We start from the raw sequence: 18,793 nt of genomic DNA on the forward strand, positions 1-18,793 counted from the left end.
TATTAGGGCATTCAAGGTCTTCGCAAGGCATGCTCCCTGCCGTCGTCTATCTCGGGCGGATGGGCCCCAATTTGTCCGAGGTAAACTGGCCGGGCTCAGCCCAAGTCCGGCCAGTTCAACCATTAATCTTCAAGAAGACTTTTATGTAGTCCGCGCGAGATCGGGAAGTTTGGCCAAGAAATCCGATCTTTGCCATCCGCCCATGCAAAGCCGCCGTCAAACGGCACGAGATCGATGCGGCGATGGTTGAAGCCGCCATCCGACCATCGATGCGGTTCATGGGCAGAAAACGTGCGGCGGCGTATGAGGCCTGCCCCGCAATCTTCCGGAATGTACTGCCGGCACATTTAGCGGAGTACGGGGTCATTGCGCCACAGGCATAGCGAACTGACCGCGGCAACACGTGAGGTGGCTGGTCTTCTGCAATGGGATGTCGGCCGCGGACGAGCAACAACTCTTAACAAAAAAAAATCCAAGGCAAAGACGAACCTGAATTAATGCCGCCAGATACGATTTCGAAGGAAGATTGCAGTGAATTTCAAAGGCTATCTGGTGGGTTCGCAGCGCCGGACGATCGGACCATTATGGAGTCCGCAAGCAGCATGCGCGGATGTCTGCTGTACGGTCGGTGGAGACTTTAGCGTTTCCTCCAGACAGTCGCCCGGCACAAGGCGATAGCCGTGCATCGAGTGATAGCCATCTTCATACTGGCTTTTCTTGCTGGCTGCATGGCGCCGGACCGCATTGCCTATGGGCCGAAGGCCGCCGCGACCGCCAGTATCGAGGGGTTTGGCGATATCCGTACCTATGCGGATATGAGCCGGAATCTGCCCGAGGCGCGTGCGTGGCTGCCAATCCCGAGACACAAGGAAATCAACTACCTCGTGTTGTCGGGCGGCGGCGCCGGAGGCGCGTTTAGCGTCGGGGCGCTAAAGGCCTGGTCGGATAGGGGACAGCGGCCCGAATTTGACATCGTCAGCGGCGTCAGCACGGGTGCGCTGATTGCGCCTTACGCCTTTCTTGGCTCGGCCTATGACCACATCCTCGTCGACCTGTACACAAGCGGCGTTGCCAAGGAGTTGGTTGATGCAGATTTCCTGCCTCAGGGTCTGCTGGGCGCAAGCCTCCTGAAGCAAAAGCCGCTTCGAACAATGGTCGAACGGTACCTGACGCATGACGTAGTGTCGAAAATCGCTGCGGAGCATCGCAAGGGACGGCGCCTGCTTGTTTTGACCTCGAACCTCGATTCCCAAAGAGCGGTGATCTGGAACATGGGCGCCATCGCCGACAGCGGCCGGCCCGACGCGCTACAACTCTTCCAGGACATTATCATCGCCTCGGCAAGCATCCCCGGCCTTTATCCAGCGGTGCTCATCAAAGCAAAATCAGGCGATCAGTCGTTTGAGGAAATGCACTCCGACGGGGGGTCGGCCTCCCAAATCCTGACGATTCCGGAGGGATGGATGGCCAATTCGGACAAGGTCGAGTGGCCCAAGGGCGTGAAGCTAAACATGTACATTATCATCAACAACGCGCTCATGTCTGAATTTTCAACCACGACAAACAACACGTTTACAGTCATGGCCAGGGCGAATTCCTCCCTCATCAAGGCACAGACACGTAGCGCGCTGGTGGCCACTTACGTCTATGCCCAAAAGAACGGCATTCGGTTCCGTGTGGCTTCGATCGATACGCAGGTCGCCTACAACATGACCGATCCATTCAACACCAACTACATGCGTGCAGTCTACAATCTCGGATATGCGAAAATGGCGAGCGACAGCCTGTGGAAAGACAGGCCTTCGTTCACCGACACGCTCGCAGCCACACAGACAGCGCAGTGGCGATAGCCGCACCGGCCTTCCCTCCACCCAACAGGAGAACGAAATGTCACATTCCCGCCTTGGCTTGGCAGGCGTCCAACCGTGTTATCGACCGATTGCATCCGCTCTTCTTTCTTTGTCGCTTTTGTCGATCGTTGGAGGTTGCGCCGCCGTGCCGCTTGAACAGGCAAATTCGCTGACATCCTATGACGGTTTGACATCAAACAACGGGCGATTGACCAAGGCAAAGTATAAAGTCGCCTCAAGCGATCTCGGTGCAACCAGAACGATCTACATCGAGCCAACGAAGGTTTCAGGCGCCGCCGCGCAATCCATCAAGAAATCTTCCGATCAAGCCTTAGTGGCGAATGTGATCAGCCGCGCCCTCTGCGTTGGCGTCAGCGATCGTTTCGAGGTCGTGGAGAGGAAAGAGGATGCGGATCTCGTTGTTCACGCAACCATCACCCAGATCGTGCCGACCAATGCCACGGTGGCCGGTCTGTCGACTGCGACGTCGCTCGGAGCCAACTTCGTCGTTCCTGTACCCGTTCCGAGGCTGCCCATGGGGCTTGGTGGACTGTCCGTCGAGGCGGAAGCCACCACGAGGGACGGCAAGCAAGTAGGCGCGATGGTATGGGCCAAGGGAGCGAACTTCGTGACCACCAGTGCGCGCGTTTCGCAAATTGGAGACGCCTATTCGCTTGCGGCGAGCTTCGGCAGTGATTTTTCCAAGATGCTCGTCACCGGCAAAACGCCCTTCAAGGGGCTCCCGAAAATCCCGTCTACGCAGAGAATCAAGTCCGGTCTTGGTGGAAAGCCAAAATACCCTGCTTGCGAGAAATTTGGCCGCTCGCCCGGTCTGATGGACTTCGCAGCCTCTCAGGTCGGGATGCCGCCGTCCTGGACCGACAAACAGCGTCCGGCACAGAGCCAATAGAGCGCCTCTCACTGCTCGCTGTTGCGGAAGATCTCGCGTATCCGCCGTCCTCGCGTTGGTCAGGATGAAAAGCGGGATCGGGTGGATCTTACGGGCGCACGCTCCCCGCACAAACCGCACCTGAAGGTCATTTTCAGGTGCGGTTTGTTGGGCGTTGGATGGAACCGCGGCGACCTACTCAGCCGCAACCGCTGCGGCCAATGACGGGCCTTCGGGCAGCGGAGGCGCCGGCTCGCTGCGCCCTTCGAGGTCGTCCAACAGCGCCATCCATAGGGAGATGCACAGTCCGACCATAACCACGAGGAAGGGCGCTGCCGCGATGATCGACGCGGTCTGCAGGCCCTCCAGGCCTCCCATCACCAGCAACACGCAGGCCGACGCTCCAGCAAGGACGCCCCAGAGGACGACGACGCCGCGCGCGGGCTCAAGCGTGCCGCGAGACGACAGCATGCCCATCACTATTGAGGCGGCATCCGCTCCCGAGATGAAGAAGATGGCGACAAGAAAGATCGCGACGAACGAGGTGAGCGCAGTTGCTGGATATTGTTCGAGCAGGGCAAACAGCGAGATGGCGGCACCCTGATTGTTGACCGCCTCGACAAGGCCGCCGACCCCCATCAGTTCGGAGTGCAGAGCGGTGCCGCCCATGATGGTGAACCAGAGGAAGGTTACGCCGCTCGGAATGAGCAGAACGCCGATAACGAATTCGCGGATGGTCCGCCCCTTGGAGATGCGCGCAATGAAGACGCCGACGAAAGGCGCCCAGGAAACCCACCAGGCCCAGTAGAAGATCGTCCAGCTGCCCAACCATTTGCCGTCGCTGAAGGCAGCGGTGCGGAATGACATGGTGACGAGATCGGCCAGGTAGTCGCCAAGCGCTTCGGTGAAGGTGTTGAGGATGAAGATGGTCGGTCCGACGATGGCCAGGAACAGCAGCAACGCGGCGGCGACCACCATGTTCATGTTGCTCAGGAACTGAACGCCTTTGCCGACACCGGACACCGCCGAAAGGATGAACAGAACCGACAGCACCGCGATGATCGTAAGGGCAATGCCTGTCCCCTCGCCGGTTCCCCAGAGAAAGTTCAGACCGCTGTTGATCTGCTGTGCGCCAAGGCCGAGCGATGTCGCCGTGCCGAACAGCGTGGCGATAACGGCGAGAATATCGATCGTCTTACCGATCGGTCCGTTGACCGCCCTGCCGAGCAAGGGGGTGAATGCGCTTGAGATCAGGATGGGCAAGCCCTTGCGGTAGGTGAAGTAGGCGATCGCCAGCCCGACAATTGCATAGATCGCCCAGGGGTGCAGCGCCCAATGAAAATAGGAATATTTCATCGCGACCAGCGCAGCTTCCTTGGTTTGCGCAACCGCCAGCCCGTGCGGCGGTGCGCCAAAATGGAAAACTGGCTCGGCAACGCCCCAGAACATCAAGCCGATGCCCATGCCGACGCTGAACATCATGCATACCCACGAAACCGTCCGGAATTCCGGAAGTTCGTCATCGGCCCCAAGCCTGATCTTGCCGAAACGGCTGATCGCCAGGAACCCGGCAAAGACCAGGAACAACGCGGTCGAGACAACAAAACCCCATCCGAAACCGTTGATGATCGCCGAAAGAATAGCTTGGGTGACCGAGGCGAGGCTCTGCGGGGCCACCGCTCCCCATGAGGTGAACCCGGCCGTTATCGCTATGGCCGGCCAGAATACCGCCGGATCTATGCTTCGCAATCTGTCTGTAGCCGACATGCTGTATCCCTCCAGATTTATGTGGTGACGCTTCCCTTTGGATGTTCAATAGATACGCGCGCTCCCGCGGGCGGCCTGCCCACTCATGCGATCCTGTCCGGCGGATCGAGGCCGTCGAAGAAGGCGGTGATGTTCTCCACCACCTTCATGCCCATAGCTGTCCGCGTCTCTGATGTCGCGCTGCCGAGATGCGGAAGGAGAACTACATTTTCGATGTCGGCCAGCCCAGCGGGAATGGCGGGCTCGCCCTCATAGACATCGAGCCCGGCGCCCGCGATCGACCGTGACGTCAGCGCCTCGACGAGGGCTGGAGTATCGACGACATCGCCGCGCGCCGTGTTGATGACGTATGCACCCGGTTTCATCAACGCGAGCCGCCGCGCATCCACGAGATGCCGGTTCCCGGCGCCGCCGGGGCAGTGCAGCGAGACGAAATCGCTCGCGGCCATCACCTTGTCGATCGACTTCATCTGCTGCGCCTTCATTGCCCGCGTCTCGTCGTCATCGACATCAGAGCGATTGAAGAAGACAATCTTCATGCCGAAGCCGAAATGGGCGCGGCGGGCGGTGGCCTTACCGATCCGTCCCATACCGATGATGCCGAGCACCTTGCCGCTCAGCTGGCTGCCCAGCATATGTGTCGGGCACCAGCCCTTCCATTCACCGGATCTCAATTGCCGCTCACCTTCCCCGGCCCGGCGGGCGGCCATCAGCATCAACGTCAGCGCGAGGTCGGCGGTGCAGTCGGTCAGCACGCCCGGCGTGTTGGTGACCACGATGCCGGCCGACTTCGCAGCGGCGACGTCGATGTGATTGAAGCCGACGCCGAAATTGCCGAGGACCTTCGTGCGAAGACCCGGTTGATCGAAAAGTCCGGACGGAAGACGGTCGCTCACCGTCGGCAGCACTGCGTCATAGCCCTTCATCACCGAGACGAATTCCGCCTCGGTGAGAGGACGATCATTTTCGTTCAATGTGGTGTCGAAACGCGCGGCAAGCACACGTTCCACGTCTTCCGGCCAACGCCGGGTCACGAGCACGCGAGGCATTGCCATTCAGGCAGCCTTGCTCATCACCGACAGCACGTTCGCCACCGTTTCGCCGAAGGAGGACGGCGTCGGCACGATGGTCACTCCCGCGCTCTTCAGGATCTCGACCTTCTCCTGGGCCGATTCCCCGAAGGCGGAGATGATTGCGCCGGCATGGCCCATGCGGCGGCCCTTCGGGGCCGAAAGGCCGGCAATGTAAGCGATCAGCGGCTTCTTCATGTTGTCACGCGCCCAGAGCGCGGCTTCCGCCTCCTGCGGGCCTCCGATCTCGCCGATCATCAGCACCGCATCCGTGCCGGGATCCTTTTCGAACAGCTCCAGCATGTCCTTGAAGGACGAGCCGTTGACCGGGTCGCCGCCGATGCCAACCGAGGTCGACACGCCGATGCCGAGCGCCTTCATCTGGCTCGCGGCCTCATAGCCGAGCGTGCCCGAGCGGCCGACGATGCCGATGCGGCCGGGCAGATAAATTGAGCCCGGCATGATGCCCATCATCGCCTCGCCGGGCGTGATCATGCCTGCGCAGTTCGGCCCGAGCAGGGTCATGCGATCCTCGAAGCGGTAGCGCCGCATATATCGCTTGACCCTGATCATGTCCTGGGAGGGAATGCCGTCGGTGATGCAGACGCAGAGCCTTATGCCGGCATCCGCCGCTTCCATGATGGAATCGGCCGCGAAGGGCGGCGGTACGAACACGATCGAGGCGTCCGCCGCGGTTTCCTGCACGGCGCCCTTCACCGTGTTGAAAACGGGCATGCCGAGATGGCTCTGGCCGCCCTTGCCGGGAGTGACGCCGCCGACGACGTTGGTGCCGTAGCGCTTCATGTCCTCGGCGTGGAAGCTGCCGATCTTGCCGGTAAAGCCCTGCACGATGACGCGGGTATTCTTGTCGAGTAGAATGGACATGTCTCGATCTCCCTCAAGCAGCCTTGTTTGCGGCGAAGGCGCGCCACGCGCCAACGGCCTTGTCGGCAGCCTCCGCAAGCGTTTCCGCAACGATGATATCTTCGCCTGACTCGGCGAGGATTCGCCGGCCCTCCTCCATGTTGGTCCCCGACAACCGGACGACGAGCGGGACCGGGACGCCGACTTCCTTCAACGCCTTGATCACACCCTCGGCGACCCAGTCGCAGCGGTTGATGCCGGCAAAGATGTTGACGAGGATCGTCTCGACGTTTCTGTCGCGCAACACGGCGCGGAAGGATTTCGCCACGCGTTCGGGCGAGGCGCCGCCGCCGATATCGAGGAAGTTCGCGGGCTCGCCGCCGGCGATCTTGATCATGTCCATGGTCGCCATGGCGAGCCCCGCACCATTGATGATACAGCCGATATTGCCGTCGAGACCGACATAGGAGAGGCCGCGGTCGGACGCGAAGGTCTCGCGCTGGTCTTCCTGGCTCTTGTCGCGCATCTCGGCAATATGCGGCCGTCGGAAGAGCGCGTTCTCGTCGAAGCTCATCTTGGCGTCGAGCGCCACGAGGTCGCCGCGGCGGGTCACGACCAGCGGATTGATCTCCAGCATTGCGGCGTCATAGTCGACGAAGGCGCGGTAGCAGCCGAGCAGCGTCTGCGTGGCGCGGCCGATCAGGGCATTGTCGATGCCCAGCCCGAATGCGATCTCGCGGGCCTGGAAGTCCTGCATGCCGACGCCGGGATCGACGGTGGCGCGAATGATGGAGTCGGGCTCGGCCTCCGCGATCTCCTCAATCTCCATTCCGCCCGAGGACGAGGCGACGATCATGATACGCTCGGATTTGCGGTCGAGCACAAAGCCGAGATAGATCTCGCGTTCGATGTCCATCGCCTCCTCGATGTAGAGGCGGCTGACCAGCTTGCCCTGCGGTCCAGTCTGGTGCGTCACCAGCTTGGCGCCCAGCATGGCGTCGGCAGCCTCGACGATCTCATGGTCGGAGGAGCAGAGCTTGATGCCGCCCGCCTTGCCGCGCGCGCCGGAATGGATCTGCGCCTTCACAACCCAGCGGTTGCCACCGATCTCGCTCGCGCGATAGGCCGCCTGTTCGGGGCTGTATGCCAGCCCGCCGCGCGGAATGTGGATTTGGTAGCGGGAGAGAAGTTCCTTGGCCTGGTATTCGTGGATATCCATGTCTTCCTCCTCTCAGCGGCCGGCAGTAATGGCTTCATGTGTGGCGAGCACGTTGCGCGCCATACGCTCGGAAGCGGCGTCGATCATCTTGCCGTCGAGCGAGGCGGCGCCCTTGCCCTGGCTTTCGGCAACCTTCAGCGCATGGATGATGCGGCGGGCGCGATCGACCTCTTTCTCGGGTGGCGAGAAGATGTCGTTGGCGAGAGCGATCTGGCTCGGATGGATGGCCCACTTGCCCTCGATGCCGAGGGCCGCGGCACGGCGGGCGGCCGCCTTGTAGCCTTCGGGATCGGAGAAATCGCCGAAGGGGCCGTCAATGGCGCGCAGGCCATAGGCACGGCAGGCGACCGTCATGCGCGACAGGCCGAAATGCCACTGGTCGCCCGGATAATCAGGGTTGAGGCCGCCGATATTAACCGTGCGGGCCTTGAGGCTCGCGGCGTAGTCGGCGACGCCGAAATGCATGGCCTCGAGCCTGCCGCCGAAAGCAGCGATCGCCTCGACATTGGCCATGCCGAGCGCGGTCTCGATCAGGGCCTCAAGGCCGACGCGAGTCTTGTAGCCTTTGCCGATCTCGATCTGGTTGACCATGGCCTCGACCATGTAGAGATCGGCGGGCACGCCGACCTTCGGCACCAGCAGCGTATCGATCCGGTCGCCGGCCTTTTCCATGAGGTCGACGACGTCGCGGTACATGTAGTGCGTGTCCAGCCCGTTGATGCGGACGGAGATGGTTTTGCCGCGACCGCGCCAGTCGATCTGGTTCAGTGCTGCGACGATATTGGCGCGGGCACGCTCCTTGTCCGGTGGCGCCACGGCGTCCTCGATGTCGAGGAAGATGTAGTCGGCATCCGAATTGGCCGCCTTCTCGATCATATCCGGGTTCGAGCCCGGCACGGCGAGTTCGCTGCGCTGCAGCCGCAACCGGCGCAGATGGTTTATCGTATGGCTCATGAATTCCCTCCCCTACTTGTTCTTCAGGCTGCCTTGGCGGTTGTCGTCGGGGCGGCGGAGCGGAACTGGTTGATCGCCGCACCCACGCCCGAGCCGGGCTCGATCTTCACGCCGCAATCGAGCAGCGTGAGTTCGGCGGCGGAAAGCGCGCCGAGCACCATGACCTCGTTGAGCGAGCCGAGATGGCCGATGCGGAACACCTTGCCCGCCACCTTGCTAAGCCCGCTGCCGAGCGAAGTGTTGTAGGTCCGGTAGGCCTGGCGGATGACCTCGACGCCATCGACGCCTTCGGGCAGACGGATCGCCGAGACGGTGTCGGAGTGCCACTTCGGCTCGGTCGCGCAGAGCTTAAGGCCCCAGGCTGAGACCGCGGCGCGGACGCCGTTGGCGAGGTGATGGTGTCGGGCGAAGATATTCTCGAGGCCTTCTTCGAAGATCAGGTCCAGCGAGGCACGCAGGCCGCGCAGGAGCTGTGTCGGCGGCGTATAAGGGAAATAGCCCGTGTCGTTGGTCTTTATCATGTCCTCGAAGGAGAAGTAGCAGCGCATGTGACGGGAGGTCCTCGCCGCCTCCAGCGCCTTCTGGCTGACCGAGAGGAAACCAAGGCCGGCGGGCAGCATGAAGCCTTTCTGCGAACCGGAGACGGCGCAGTCGACACCCCACTCGTCCTGGCGGAAATCGATCGAGCCGATCGAGGAAACGCCATCGACGAAGAGCAGCGCCGGATGGCCGCAGGCGTCGAGTGCCGTACGGACGGCCGCGACGTCAGAGGTCACGCCGGTCGCGGTTTCGTTATGCGTCACGAAGACGGCCTTGATCTCGTGCGCCTTGTCGGCGGCGAGACGCTCTGCATAGAGCTCGATCGGTACGCCCGTGCCCCATTCCATGTCGAGGCAATCGGCCTCGAGGCCCAGACGTTCGGCCATGTCGACCCAGAGATGAGAGAACTGGCCGAAGCGGCTCATCAGCACGCGGTCGCCGGGTGAAAGCACGTTGGTCATTGCCGCTTCCCAGGCGCCGGTGCCGGACGAGGGATAAATGAAGACGCGGCCGTTCTGGTTCTTGAAGACCTTCTTGACGTCGGCGAAGAGCGGCAATGTCAGCTCCGGATAGCGGGGGGAGCGCATGTCTTCCATCGGCAGGTTCATCGCCTGGCGAACCTGTTCGGGAATGTTGGTGGGGCCGGGAATGAAGAGATGATTGTAACCTGGCATGGTTCCTCCGATGCGGTGTCCGCGGGCAGACTGTTCCTCGGCGCCAAAACTGCCTTTCCGGCCATGTCCGCACAACACTCGCTCAGGCAGAAAAGAATGCCTGACGGGCAGCGCGAGCGCGGCCCAGATGGGTGGTTGCTGGGAAGGATGGGTAGGGCTTGGCCTACCCGCAGGTAGTCTCAAGCCGAGTTGCGCCGGCGCTCCTTGGCGTAAAGCGCAACCGCCATGGCGCGATTGCGCACTTCGAGCTTGTCGTAGAGATTCTTGAGGTGGTATTTCACCGTATTCTCGGAAATGCCGGTGCGGCTGGCGATCTGGGTATTCGACCAGCCGTTGGCGAGCATACCGAGCAGTTCCGTCTCGCGCGCGGTGAGTTGTTGGAAGGGCGTGTTGGAGATTTTCGAGAGCACCGTGTAGGGAATGCAGATCCGACCCTTCATCACGGCGGTGAGGGTTGCGAAGAGAATTTCCGGGTCTTCGAACTGGTAGCAAAGCCCGTTCACGCCGAGCCGGATCGTCTCATTGACCATGGAAGGGTTATTGGTATCGGCAAAGAGCACGATTTTCGGATCGAAACCCAGACGGCCGATATCCGCCAGCACATCCGGAGCCTCGGCATCTTCGAGCTGCCAGGAGAGCAGCACGCAATCGGTTTCGATGATGGCCAGCTTCTCACAGAGTTCGGCGGATGTCCGCGCCGTATCGGTGATGGAAAACCTGGCATTTTCCGAGAAAAGTCCACGAAGAGCGGCAATCACCAATGGATTGCGCTCCGCGATCAGAACCCGGCCTCCTCCATCCTGCGACATGTGCCTCCCTGCGCCGTATGCCGTCGATGCGGATCTATCCAACGCGGGCTGAACACTAACATCAGAAATCACTCACGTTTCATCGTCGAGCGACGAAACTTGTCCTAAAACGCCTCCGCTGTTCACTTGAGTGCCATTGCAGCATTCCACACAAGGCCCTCGGTTCGTCACAGAAAGCTCGACTGAAACAAAACCGACGAGTAGTACGCATGCGTGCGTCCCGCTTCCAAATCCGCCTTGTCCAGTTCGTCGACAAAGGTACCGTCCTTCATCACCAGAACACGGTCGCACATATGGGCGATAACCGAGAGGTCATGGCTGACCAGAACATAGGTCAGTTCCTGTTGTTCGCGCAGATCGCTCAGGAGATTCAGCACCTCGGCTTGCACGGAAACGTCAAGCGCGGAAGTGGGCTCGTCGAGCAAGAGGATTTTCGGCTCCAGCATGAGGGCGCGCGCAATGGCGACACGCTGGCGCTGGCCACCGGACAATTCGTGCGGAAAGCGCTCGGCGAAGCTGACCGGTAGACCAACCCGCTCGAGGGCGTAAGGCACGCGGTCCCAGCCGGAGCCCTTTTTCATCGCCCGCAGCGGTTCGGCCAACACCCGCTCGATGCGGTGGCGAGGATGGATCGAACCATAGGGATCCTGGAACACCATCTGTGCCAGCAGCAACTGTTCGGTGGTCCGGTTCTTGTCGACTGTCTGGCCAGCCAGGCTGATGCGCCCTGTCCAATGACGATCCAAACCAGCCAGCGAGCGCAACACAGTGGATTTGCCGCAGCCGGATTCACCGACGATCCCGAGGCTTTCACCCTTTGCGACGGCAAAGGACACCGACTTGACGACCTGCTTGAGATTGGCGCTCTTGCCGAAAGCGACCTGCAATTTTTCGACTTCGATCACGGCCCTACCTCCGCAGCGTCGATGGACTTTCGGTCCAGTACCTGAAGTCTTCTGACTGGATGGCGGGGGTTGGGCATCGCGGCGATAAGGCCCCTGGTATAGGGGTGCTTCGCCTCCTCCAGTTTGATGAGGCTCTCGACAATGCGGCCCCTGTACATCACGAGGATGCGCTGGCAGAAGGCCGCAACCATCCTGATATCATGGCTGATCAGGATCAGGCCGGAGTTGTTTTCAGTCACGAGTTCATCCAGCAGTTTGAGGACATCGCCGCGCACGCTGACATCGAGAGCCGAGGTCGGCTCGTCGGCGATGACAAGGCGGGGCTTGGCAAGCAGCATCATGGCGATCATGACGCGCTGCCCCATCCCGCCGGAGATCTGGTGTGGATAGAGGCGCATCGTCCGCTCCACATCGGCGATGCGCACACGCTCCAGCATTCTGGCTGCAACCTTGTAGGCTTCGCCTCTGCTCAGGCCGAGATGGAGCTTGGCGGCTTCGGCGACTTGGCGGCCGATCGACAGCACCGGGTTCAGCGAGTAGCGGGGATCCTGCATGATCAGCGCCATCTCGTTGCCGCGCAGTCCCCGCATCTGTTTTTCGGACGCCTTGCCGAGTGATGTGCCTGCGAATTCCAAGGCCTCCGCGTCGATTTTTGCCGAACTGGGCAAGAGTTTCATGATGGCGCGGCCCAAAGTGGATTTACCCGAACCGGACTCCCCGACGATGCCGAGCCGCTCTGCGCCCAGTGTAAAGGTCACGCCGTCCACGGCTTTGAGCGTGCTTCGCGCAAAGTTCACGTTCAGATTCCGGACGGTCAAAATGCTGGTGCTATCAGGAACGGGCATGGCGCGGATCCAGAAGGTCGCGGAGGGCGTCGCCCACCAGGTTGAAAGCAAGACTGGTCAGGAGGATCGCGATCCCCGGCATCACGGCAACCCACCAGTTGTCGATCATGAACTTCCGTCCGCTTGAGATCATGGCTCCCCATTCCGGCGCCGGAGGCTGGGCGCCGAGGCCAAGGAAGCCGAGCGCGGCGGCAGTGAGAATGATCCCGGCCATGTTCATCGTCAGCCGGACAACGACCGAAGGAATGCACATGGGCGCAATATACAGAAGCAGCAGACGCATTGGCGACGCCCCGTAGAGACGGGCTGCGGCGACATAGTCGGTATTGCGGACAATCAGCGCTTCCGCGCGCGCCAGCCGGGCGATCGGGGGCCAGCCCGTCAGTGAGATCGCGATGATCGCCGTTCCCAACCCTGCCCCGAGGGCGGCGGCGAAAGCCAACGCGAGAATAAGCGAGGGAAAGGACAGGACAATGTCGGTGGCTCTCATCAGGATGGCGTCCGTCCTGCCGCCGACAAAGCCGGCGACCACCCCGACAATCAGGCCGACAGGCCCCACGATGACGGTGACGGCCAGCACGGTTTGAATGGTGATCCTTGCACCGTGAATAAGGCGCGAGAGAATATCGCGGCCAAATTCATCCGTGCCCGCCAGATGGGCCCAGCTTGGCGGCTGAAGCGCCTGCGGCAGATTCTGAGTGATGGGACTATAGGGCGCAATCAAGGGCGCAAATATCGCCACGAGGACCAGGATCGCAAGCACGGCAAACCCGAGCATACCCAAAGGTTCACGTGTCAGCTTGTCGATGCTTTTGTGAAGCGACCCGTAGGCACGGCCAGCGCTCTGATGCAGCGCATTCGGTCGGTCAATCGTCTTCGCTTCGGTCATGAGGTGGCCTCGCGGGTACGGGGATCAAGAAACAGGTAGGCCAGGTCGGCCAGAAAGTTGAGCACCATGAAAATCAGGCCGATGATCAGTGTCCCGGCAACCACGGCATTCATGTCGCCGATCATAAGGGCATTGGTCATGTATTGGCCGATGCCCGGCCAGGAAAAGACGATCTCCGTGACCACGGCACCTTCAAGCAAGCTGCCGTAGGAAATGGCAAGGACGGTGATCAGCTGGACGGCGATATTGGGAAGAATGTGCCCGATGACGATACGGCCGCTGGACGCACCTTTCGCGCGGGCGGCGATGACATAGTCCTGGTTTAGCTGCTCGAGCGTGAAGCTGCGCGTCATGCGCGTGATGTAAGCCATCGCCGAATAGGCCAGGATGCAGGCGGGCAGGATGATGTGATTGACCGCGCTCCAGAACACTTCCGTGTCTCCGGCCAGCAGGCTGTCTATCAGCAGCAATCCGGTTTTCGGTTCGACGAGGCCTTCAAGATAGGTCTCGACCCGACCCGGCCCACCGACCCAGGAGAGACCGGCATAGAAGATGACGAGGCCGACGATGCCGAACCAGAAAACCGGAATGGAATGTCCGACAAGCGAGACAACACGGGCGATTTGGTCGATCAGGGTGTCGCGAAAGATGGCCGCTGCCATGCCCAGGGGGACACCGACGACAGTCGAGATGATGACCGCGAGCGTGGCGAGTTCCAGCGTGGCCGGAAAGGCCGACGCCAAATCCCGTGCCACGGGATTTCCGGTTAGAACCGCCGTCCCCAGGTCCCCGTGCAGCAGCGCGTTCACATACAGGAAGAACTGTTGATAGAGCGGCAGGTCGAGGCCAAGCCTTTGACGCATGGCCTCGAACGCGGCGGGGTCGGCGAGTTCGCCGACGATTGCGCCGACAGGATCCGCCGGCAGAACGCGGCCGATCACGAAGGTGACTGTCAGGAGCACGAACAGACTGACGAGCAGTTGGACCGCTCGTTTGCCGAGCTCTTTCAGGTTAAACTCTTGCATGATCGGCCACTCGACCTACTGTGCGTCTGATTTGGTGACTTTGTTCAGCCGCGACATGCCCATGGGGTGGCCGCTATAGCCGTTGACGCGCGCGCTGAGCGCAATCGGCTCGAAACGTTCGAACATCGGCAGGACAGCAGGACTTGCCGTGACGAACTTCTCCTGGATTTCCGTGATCAGCTCCTGCCGCTGCGCATCGTCCCGCTCAGCATTGGCCTTATCGCGCAATGCACTGATCTCAGGAATATCCCATGCGGAACGCCAGACGAAATTGCCGGCGTTTTTCGCTTCTGCCGAGTTGTCCGGGTTGTAGGCGAAATTATCCAGCGCGCCGAGGGCGGTCGGCATGTAGGCGGATGTTTGCGGGATAAGAAGATCGAAATCCCGTGCCCGATGCGCAGCGACGATATCCGCACCATTGCCCTGCTGGATCGTCACCCGGATGCCAACTTCGGCCAGATTGGCCTGAATGGCCGTTGCCATATCAACCCTGGGGGCCTGCGAAACGACCTTGAGCGTCAGATCGAACCCATTGGGATAGCCTGCCTCGGCAAGCATCTTTTTCGCCTCTTCAGGATGGAAACCCCAGTCCGGATTTTTAATGGCGCCTACCCAATCGGCCGGGACAGGTACGTTGCGAACCTGGCCATAGGCACCGACGATCGTTTTCTCGATGCCGGCGTAATCTATGCTGTTGGCGATCGCCTTGCGGACCAAGGGCTTGGCAAGCTCTTCACGGCCGGCGTTCATGGACAACACGTAAAATCCGCCCGTCTGAACGCGATCGAGGGCGAACCCGTCCTTGTTCTGGAAGTAACCGACGTCGGACGCGCTGAGCGCATTGGCTATATCGATATCCCCGCGCTCCAGCATGAGCCGGGCAGCCTGGCTTTCGGGAACATGACGCATGATCACACGACGGAGAGTCGGCACGCCTTCCCAATGGTCCTTATTGGCCTCCAGCATCACGAGATCGTTGGGCGTCCAACGCCGCAGCGTGAACGGCCCGGATCCCGCGGTGTTGGTCCGCAGCCATTCATTTCCATAGTCGCCATTGTTGACGTGCTTCAGCACTTCGACGCTATCGACGACGCTGGCGACGCCCATCGACATCCGGTAGAGCAATGCTTCAGGGACGACCGTTTTCGGAACCTGGATGCGGAATGTCCGCTCATCGACCGCCGAGACCATGCTTTCGATATTGTCCGCACTGAACCCCGCGGTCTTGAAGTTGGCGGCGGAGGCCTGGTCAAGCTTGAGAAGGCGCACGAGCGAAAAGACGACGTCATTCGCGGTCACCTGGTTTCCCGAGGCGAATTTGGCTTCGCGCAGATGAAAGGTGATCGAGTCGTCGGCGATATCCCAGTTTTCCGCAAGCTGTGGTGCGATGGCATTGCCATTTTGATTGTCGGTATAGACCAGACGATCATAGGTGTTCGTCAGAATCTCGACTGTCTTTGCATCGACACCCTGTTGCGGGTCCAGCGACAGGACCTGCACGAGCGACGTGCCGATAACCAGCTGGTCGTCCGGTGTGGCCGCGAGCGCCATCGGCACATGCGTTGCAAACAGCGAAACGGCCAGCGCCAGGCTGATGGGCTTCCAAAAAGATTTCATAATTCCTCCACTTCTGATACTTCTAACGTTAACGCATCATTCGTATCTCATCATATGACTTACGTTAAGTGACGGACGCTTGCAAGCCCGTTAAGCTCACAGTGAAACCAAATGCCGGGGAAGAAAGAATGAACAATGATGGCAAAGTGGAGACCCACCGCAGGCAGCGACTGGCGCAGGTTGTGATTGATACCCTGCGCGATCGCATCCTGACGGGCGACCTGACGGAAGGGGACCAGTTGCCAACAGAGGGCCAGCTCGAAGCCGAGTTTGGCGTGAGCAGAACAGTGGTGCGCGAGGCGATCGCCGAACTCAGGGCGGGTGGACTGGTGACGCCACTCCAGGGCAAAGGCGTCTTCGTGGCAAAACAGCAGCCTGTCCGCCAACAGGCAAGCCTTACCCCAAGGGAGATCAAAAGCATCCCGGAAACCCTTGAATTGCTGGAGTTTCGGATTGCAGTGGAAGTGGAAGCCGCGGCGATTTCGGCCTATCGGCGCTCGCCGCATCAGGAGGAAGCCATTCGTGCAGCCAATCAACAAATGATCGCCGAAATCAAGGCGGGCAACCCCACCGTGGAAGCTGATTTCGCGTTTCATCTCGCCATCGCCCAGTCCACGGACAACCGCTACTACATCGAATCGATCTCCCGTTTCGGGGCGCGCTCGATCCCGCGCAGCCAGTTTCCGACACTCCCCGACACCAGCAATGTCGATTATCTGATGAGCATTGCAGCAGAACATGACCGGATCATCGAGGCAATCGCAGATCAGGATCCGGATGCTGCACGCATCGCCATGCGCGACCATCTTGTGAACAGCCAGAAGCGATATCGTCGTCTCGCACGATAATATCTCGACAGCCGCCAAAATTCATATTATGTCATACCTTATCAAGAACAGAGGTATGACATGTATGTAGGTACACAGCTCGCCGCGCGCGACGACGATGATTATCGGGTCTGGGCTCAGCTCGGCATAAAGCACATCTGCGCCGACCCCGATGGCAAGCCCGGGACGTGGACGCTCGACGATCTTCATCGCCTCCGAGACAAGGTAGAGAGTTTCGGCCTGACACTCGACATGATTCAGCTGCCGCTTCCCTCGAGCCCGATCGAAACGGCCACTTACCCCGATATTCTGCTTGCAGGACCGGAACGGGACCGTCAGCTCGATAATCTATGCAGCCTGATCGAGAACCTGGCCACGGCCGGCATCCCGGCAGCCAAGTACAATCTCAATCTGATCGGCATTCCGCGCACGCCGGACGAGCCGGGCCGCGGCGGCTCGCTCAACGCCTCGTTCCGCTGGGACAAGATCGACCAGTCCGCGGCCCCCGGCCTGGCCGGGGCGCTGCCGGAAGACGAGAACTGGGAGCGCATCGACTACTTCCTCTCGCGTGTGGTGCCGGTCGCGGAAGCGAGCAAGGTCCGGCTCGCCTGCCATCCACATGACCCCTATACGCCGCCCGGCTATAAGGGCGTGACCCGCGTGCTCGGCACGGTCGAAGGCCTTAAAAAGTTCGTCACGATGCACGAGGGCCCCTACCACGGCCTCAACTTCTGCCAGGGCACCGTCGGCGAGATGCTCGACAATCCGCGCGAGGAAATCGACGACGTTATCCGCTGGTTCGGTAGCCGGAAAAAGATCTTCAATCTCCATTTTCGCAACATTCGCGGCAAGAAGCTCTCCTTCATGGAAACCTTCCCGGACGAGGGCGACATGGACATGGCCTGTTCGCTCAAGGTCTACCGGGACGTGGGCTACGAATACATGGTCATGCCGGACCATGTGCCGACGATCAGCGGTCGCGATCCGCAGGGCGTCGCCTTTGCCTTTTGCTACGGCTACACGACCGCCCTCCTGCAAGCGCTTGACGCCTACTGAGCCAATACTCGCTCAACGTCCCCTACCCTTTCCAAAAAAGGCCCCTTTTTCATGACCCCAAATCAACTCAAGATAGCGCTCGGCAGCGGCCTGCTCTCTTTCCCGGTCACCACGTTCAAGCCGGATCTCAGCATCGACGAAGACGCCTATCGGACCCATATCGATTGGCTCGATGGATTTGGTGCGGCCGTGCTGTTTGCACCCGGCGGTACCGGCGAGCTTTTCTCGCTGACGCCCGCAGAAGTGGCTTCTGTCACGAGGATGGCCAAGGCCACGGCCGGCAGGACGCCGATCCTCGGAGGCGCCGCCTATGGCACGGCCATGGCTGTCGAAATGGCAAAGGCGGCCGAGGCTGCGGGTGCCGACGGCGTCCTGCTGCTGCCTCCCTATCTCATGTTCTGCGAACAGGAAGGGTTGGTCGCCCATGTAAAAGCGGTGTGCGACGCTGTCGGTATCGGTGTCGTCGTCTACAACCGCGACAATATCGTTCTGACCGCCGACAGCCTGCAGATGCTCTGCGACCTGTGCCCCAATCTCATCGGCTTCAAAGATGGCTATGGCGAAGTGGACCGGGTGATCGAAATCACCACCAAGCTGGGAGACCGCATGGTCTATATCGGCGGCATGCCGACCCACGAACTCTATGCGACCGCCTATTTCGCAGCGGGTGTCACAACCTATTCCTCCGCCGTCTTCAACTTCGTGCCCGAGCTGGCCCAGCGCTTCTACACGGCGCTTCGTGCCGGCGACACCAAGACGACCGATACCATCCTCAAGGACTTCTTCTTTCCGCTGACTGCTCTACGCAATCGCCGCAAGGGCTACGCCGTGTCGATCATCAAGGCGGGCTTGCAGGCCAGAAATCGCCAAGCCGGTCCCGTGCGCCCTCCTCTGGTGGATTTATCGGATGGAGAAATGACCCAGCTCAAGGTTCTGATCGACGCCAATATCTAGTCCGCGGGCAGTCACGCCCCCATAACAGAGCAGTTCAGA

General features: G+C 60.7%; 17 protein-coding genes. 5 read left to right on the plus strand and 12 right to left on the minus strand.

What is annotated here, in order from left to right:
- Positions 1–680 precede the first annotated feature (680 nt).
- A complete protein-coding gene (locus tag WI754_RS28070; protein ID WP_341487241.1) occupies positions 681–1,850 on the plus strand; it encodes a patatin-like phospholipase family protein in 1,170 nt (389 codons plus the stop codon).
- Positions 1,851–1,995: 145 nt separating this feature from the next.
- The gene (locus WI754_RS28075; RefSeq protein WP_341487242.1) at positions 1,996–2,760 is read left to right on the plus strand and encodes a DUF3313 domain-containing protein; all 765 of its coding nucleotides are present in this window, start codon (positions 1,996–1,998) and stop codon (positions 2,758–2,760) included.
- A 174-nt stretch (positions 2,761–2,934) separates the two neighbouring features.
- Here WI754_RS28075 and WI754_RS28080 read toward each other — a convergent pair whose 3' ends face one another.
- From WI754_RS28080 to WI754_RS28135, 12 genes are all read right to left on the minus strand, one after another.
- The gene (locus WI754_RS28080) at positions 2,935–4,506 is read right to left on the minus strand and encodes a BCCT family transporter (protein WP_341487243.1); all 1,572 of its coding nucleotides are present in this window, start codon (positions 4,504–4,506) and stop codon (positions 2,935–2,937) included.
- Between the two features lie 83 nt (positions 4,507–4,589).
- Complete coding sequence (locus WI754_RS28085; RefSeq protein WP_341487244.1) at positions 4,590–5,561, minus strand: D-glycerate dehydrogenase; 972 nt, start codon at positions 5,559–5,561, stop codon at positions 4,590–4,592.
- Positions 5,562–6,461: a succinate--CoA ligase subunit alpha gene (gene sucD, locus WI754_RS28090; RefSeq protein ID WP_341487245.1), complete on the minus strand. Its 900-nt coding sequence runs from the start codon at positions 6,459–6,461 to the stop codon at positions 5,562–5,564. It lies immediately after the preceding gene.
- Positions 6,462–6,474: 13 nt separating this feature from the next.
- Positions 6,475–7,659, minus strand: coding sequence for a malate--CoA ligase subunit beta (locus tag WI754_RS28095; protein WP_341487246.1), 1,185 nt, complete (start codon positions 7,657–7,659; stop codon positions 6,475–6,477).
- Positions 7,660–7,671: 12 nt separating this feature from the next.
- Positions 7,672–8,613: a CoA ester lyase gene (locus WI754_RS28100; protein ID WP_341487247.1), complete on the minus strand. Its 942-nt coding sequence runs from the start codon at positions 8,611–8,613 to the stop codon at positions 7,672–7,674.
- A 23-nt stretch (positions 8,614–8,636) separates the two neighbouring features.
- Positions 8,637–9,827 carry an aminotransferase class V-fold PLP-dependent enzyme gene (locus WI754_RS28105; RefSeq protein ID WP_341487248.1) on the minus strand — a complete coding sequence of 397 codons (1,191 nt, stop codon included), beginning with the start codon at positions 9,825–9,827 and terminating at the stop codon, positions 8,637–8,639.
- 179 nt (positions 9,828–10,006) lie between these two features.
- Positions 10,007–10,636 carry a response regulator transcription factor gene (locus WI754_RS28110; protein WP_341487249.1) on the minus strand — a complete coding sequence of 210 codons (630 nt, stop codon included), beginning with the start codon at positions 10,634–10,636 and terminating at the stop codon, positions 10,007–10,009.
- A 167-nt stretch (positions 10,637–10,803) separates the two neighbouring features.
- Positions 10,804–11,541: an ABC transporter ATP-binding protein gene (locus tag WI754_RS28115; RefSeq protein ID WP_341487250.1), complete on the minus strand. Its 738-nt coding sequence runs from the start codon at positions 11,539–11,541 to the stop codon at positions 10,804–10,806.
- Positions 11,538–12,386 carry an ABC transporter ATP-binding protein gene (locus tag WI754_RS28120; RefSeq protein WP_341487251.1) on the minus strand — a complete coding sequence of 283 codons (849 nt, stop codon included), beginning with the start codon at positions 12,384–12,386 and terminating at the stop codon, positions 11,538–11,540. Before WI754_RS28120 ends, WI754_RS28115 begins: the two co-directional genes overlap by 4 nt.
- Complete coding sequence (locus tag WI754_RS28125) at positions 12,373–13,164, minus strand: ABC transporter permease (RefSeq protein WP_341488031.1); 792 nt, start codon at positions 13,162–13,164, stop codon at positions 12,373–12,375. Before WI754_RS28125 ends, WI754_RS28120 begins: the two co-directional genes overlap by 14 nt.
- A 107-nt stretch (positions 13,165–13,271) precedes the next feature.
- Positions 13,272–14,300 carry an ABC transporter permease gene (locus tag WI754_RS28130; protein ID WP_341487252.1) on the minus strand — a complete coding sequence of 343 codons (1,029 nt, stop codon included), beginning with the start codon at positions 14,298–14,300 and terminating at the stop codon, positions 13,272–13,274.
- A 15-nt stretch (positions 14,301–14,315) separates the two neighbouring features.
- Positions 14,316–15,917: an ABC transporter substrate-binding protein gene (locus tag WI754_RS28135; protein WP_341487253.1), complete on the minus strand. Its 1,602-nt coding sequence runs from the start codon at positions 15,915–15,917 to the stop codon at positions 14,316–14,318.
- Positions 15,918–16,045: 128 nt separating this feature from the next.
- Here WI754_RS28135 and WI754_RS28140 point away from each other — a divergent pair, with 128 nt between their 5' ends.
- The 3 genes from WI754_RS28140 to kdgD are packed head-to-tail and all read left to right on the plus strand — an operon-like array spanning position 16,046 to position 18,754.
- Positions 16,046–16,765 carry a FadR/GntR family transcriptional regulator gene (locus WI754_RS28140; RefSeq protein ID WP_341487254.1) on the plus strand — a complete coding sequence of 240 codons (720 nt, stop codon included), beginning with the start codon at positions 16,046–16,048 and terminating at the stop codon, positions 16,763–16,765.
- A gap of 60 nt (positions 16,766–16,825) precedes the next feature.
- Positions 16,826–17,800: a mannonate dehydratase gene (locus WI754_RS28145; protein ID WP_341487255.1), complete on the plus strand. Its 975-nt coding sequence runs from the start codon at positions 16,826–16,828 to the stop codon at positions 17,798–17,800.
- Positions 17,801–17,851: 51 nt separating this feature from the next.
- A complete protein-coding gene (gene kdgD / locus WI754_RS28150) occupies positions 17,852–18,754 on the plus strand; it encodes a 5-dehydro-4-deoxyglucarate dehydratase (RefSeq protein WP_341487256.1) in 903 nt (300 codons plus the stop codon).
- Positions 18,755–18,793 lie beyond the last annotated feature (39 nt).

It is taken from the genome of Pararhizobium sp. A13 (assembly GCF_040126305.1).
Lineage (GTDB): Bacteria > Pseudomonadota > Alphaproteobacteria > Rhizobiales > Rhizobiaceae > Pararhizobium.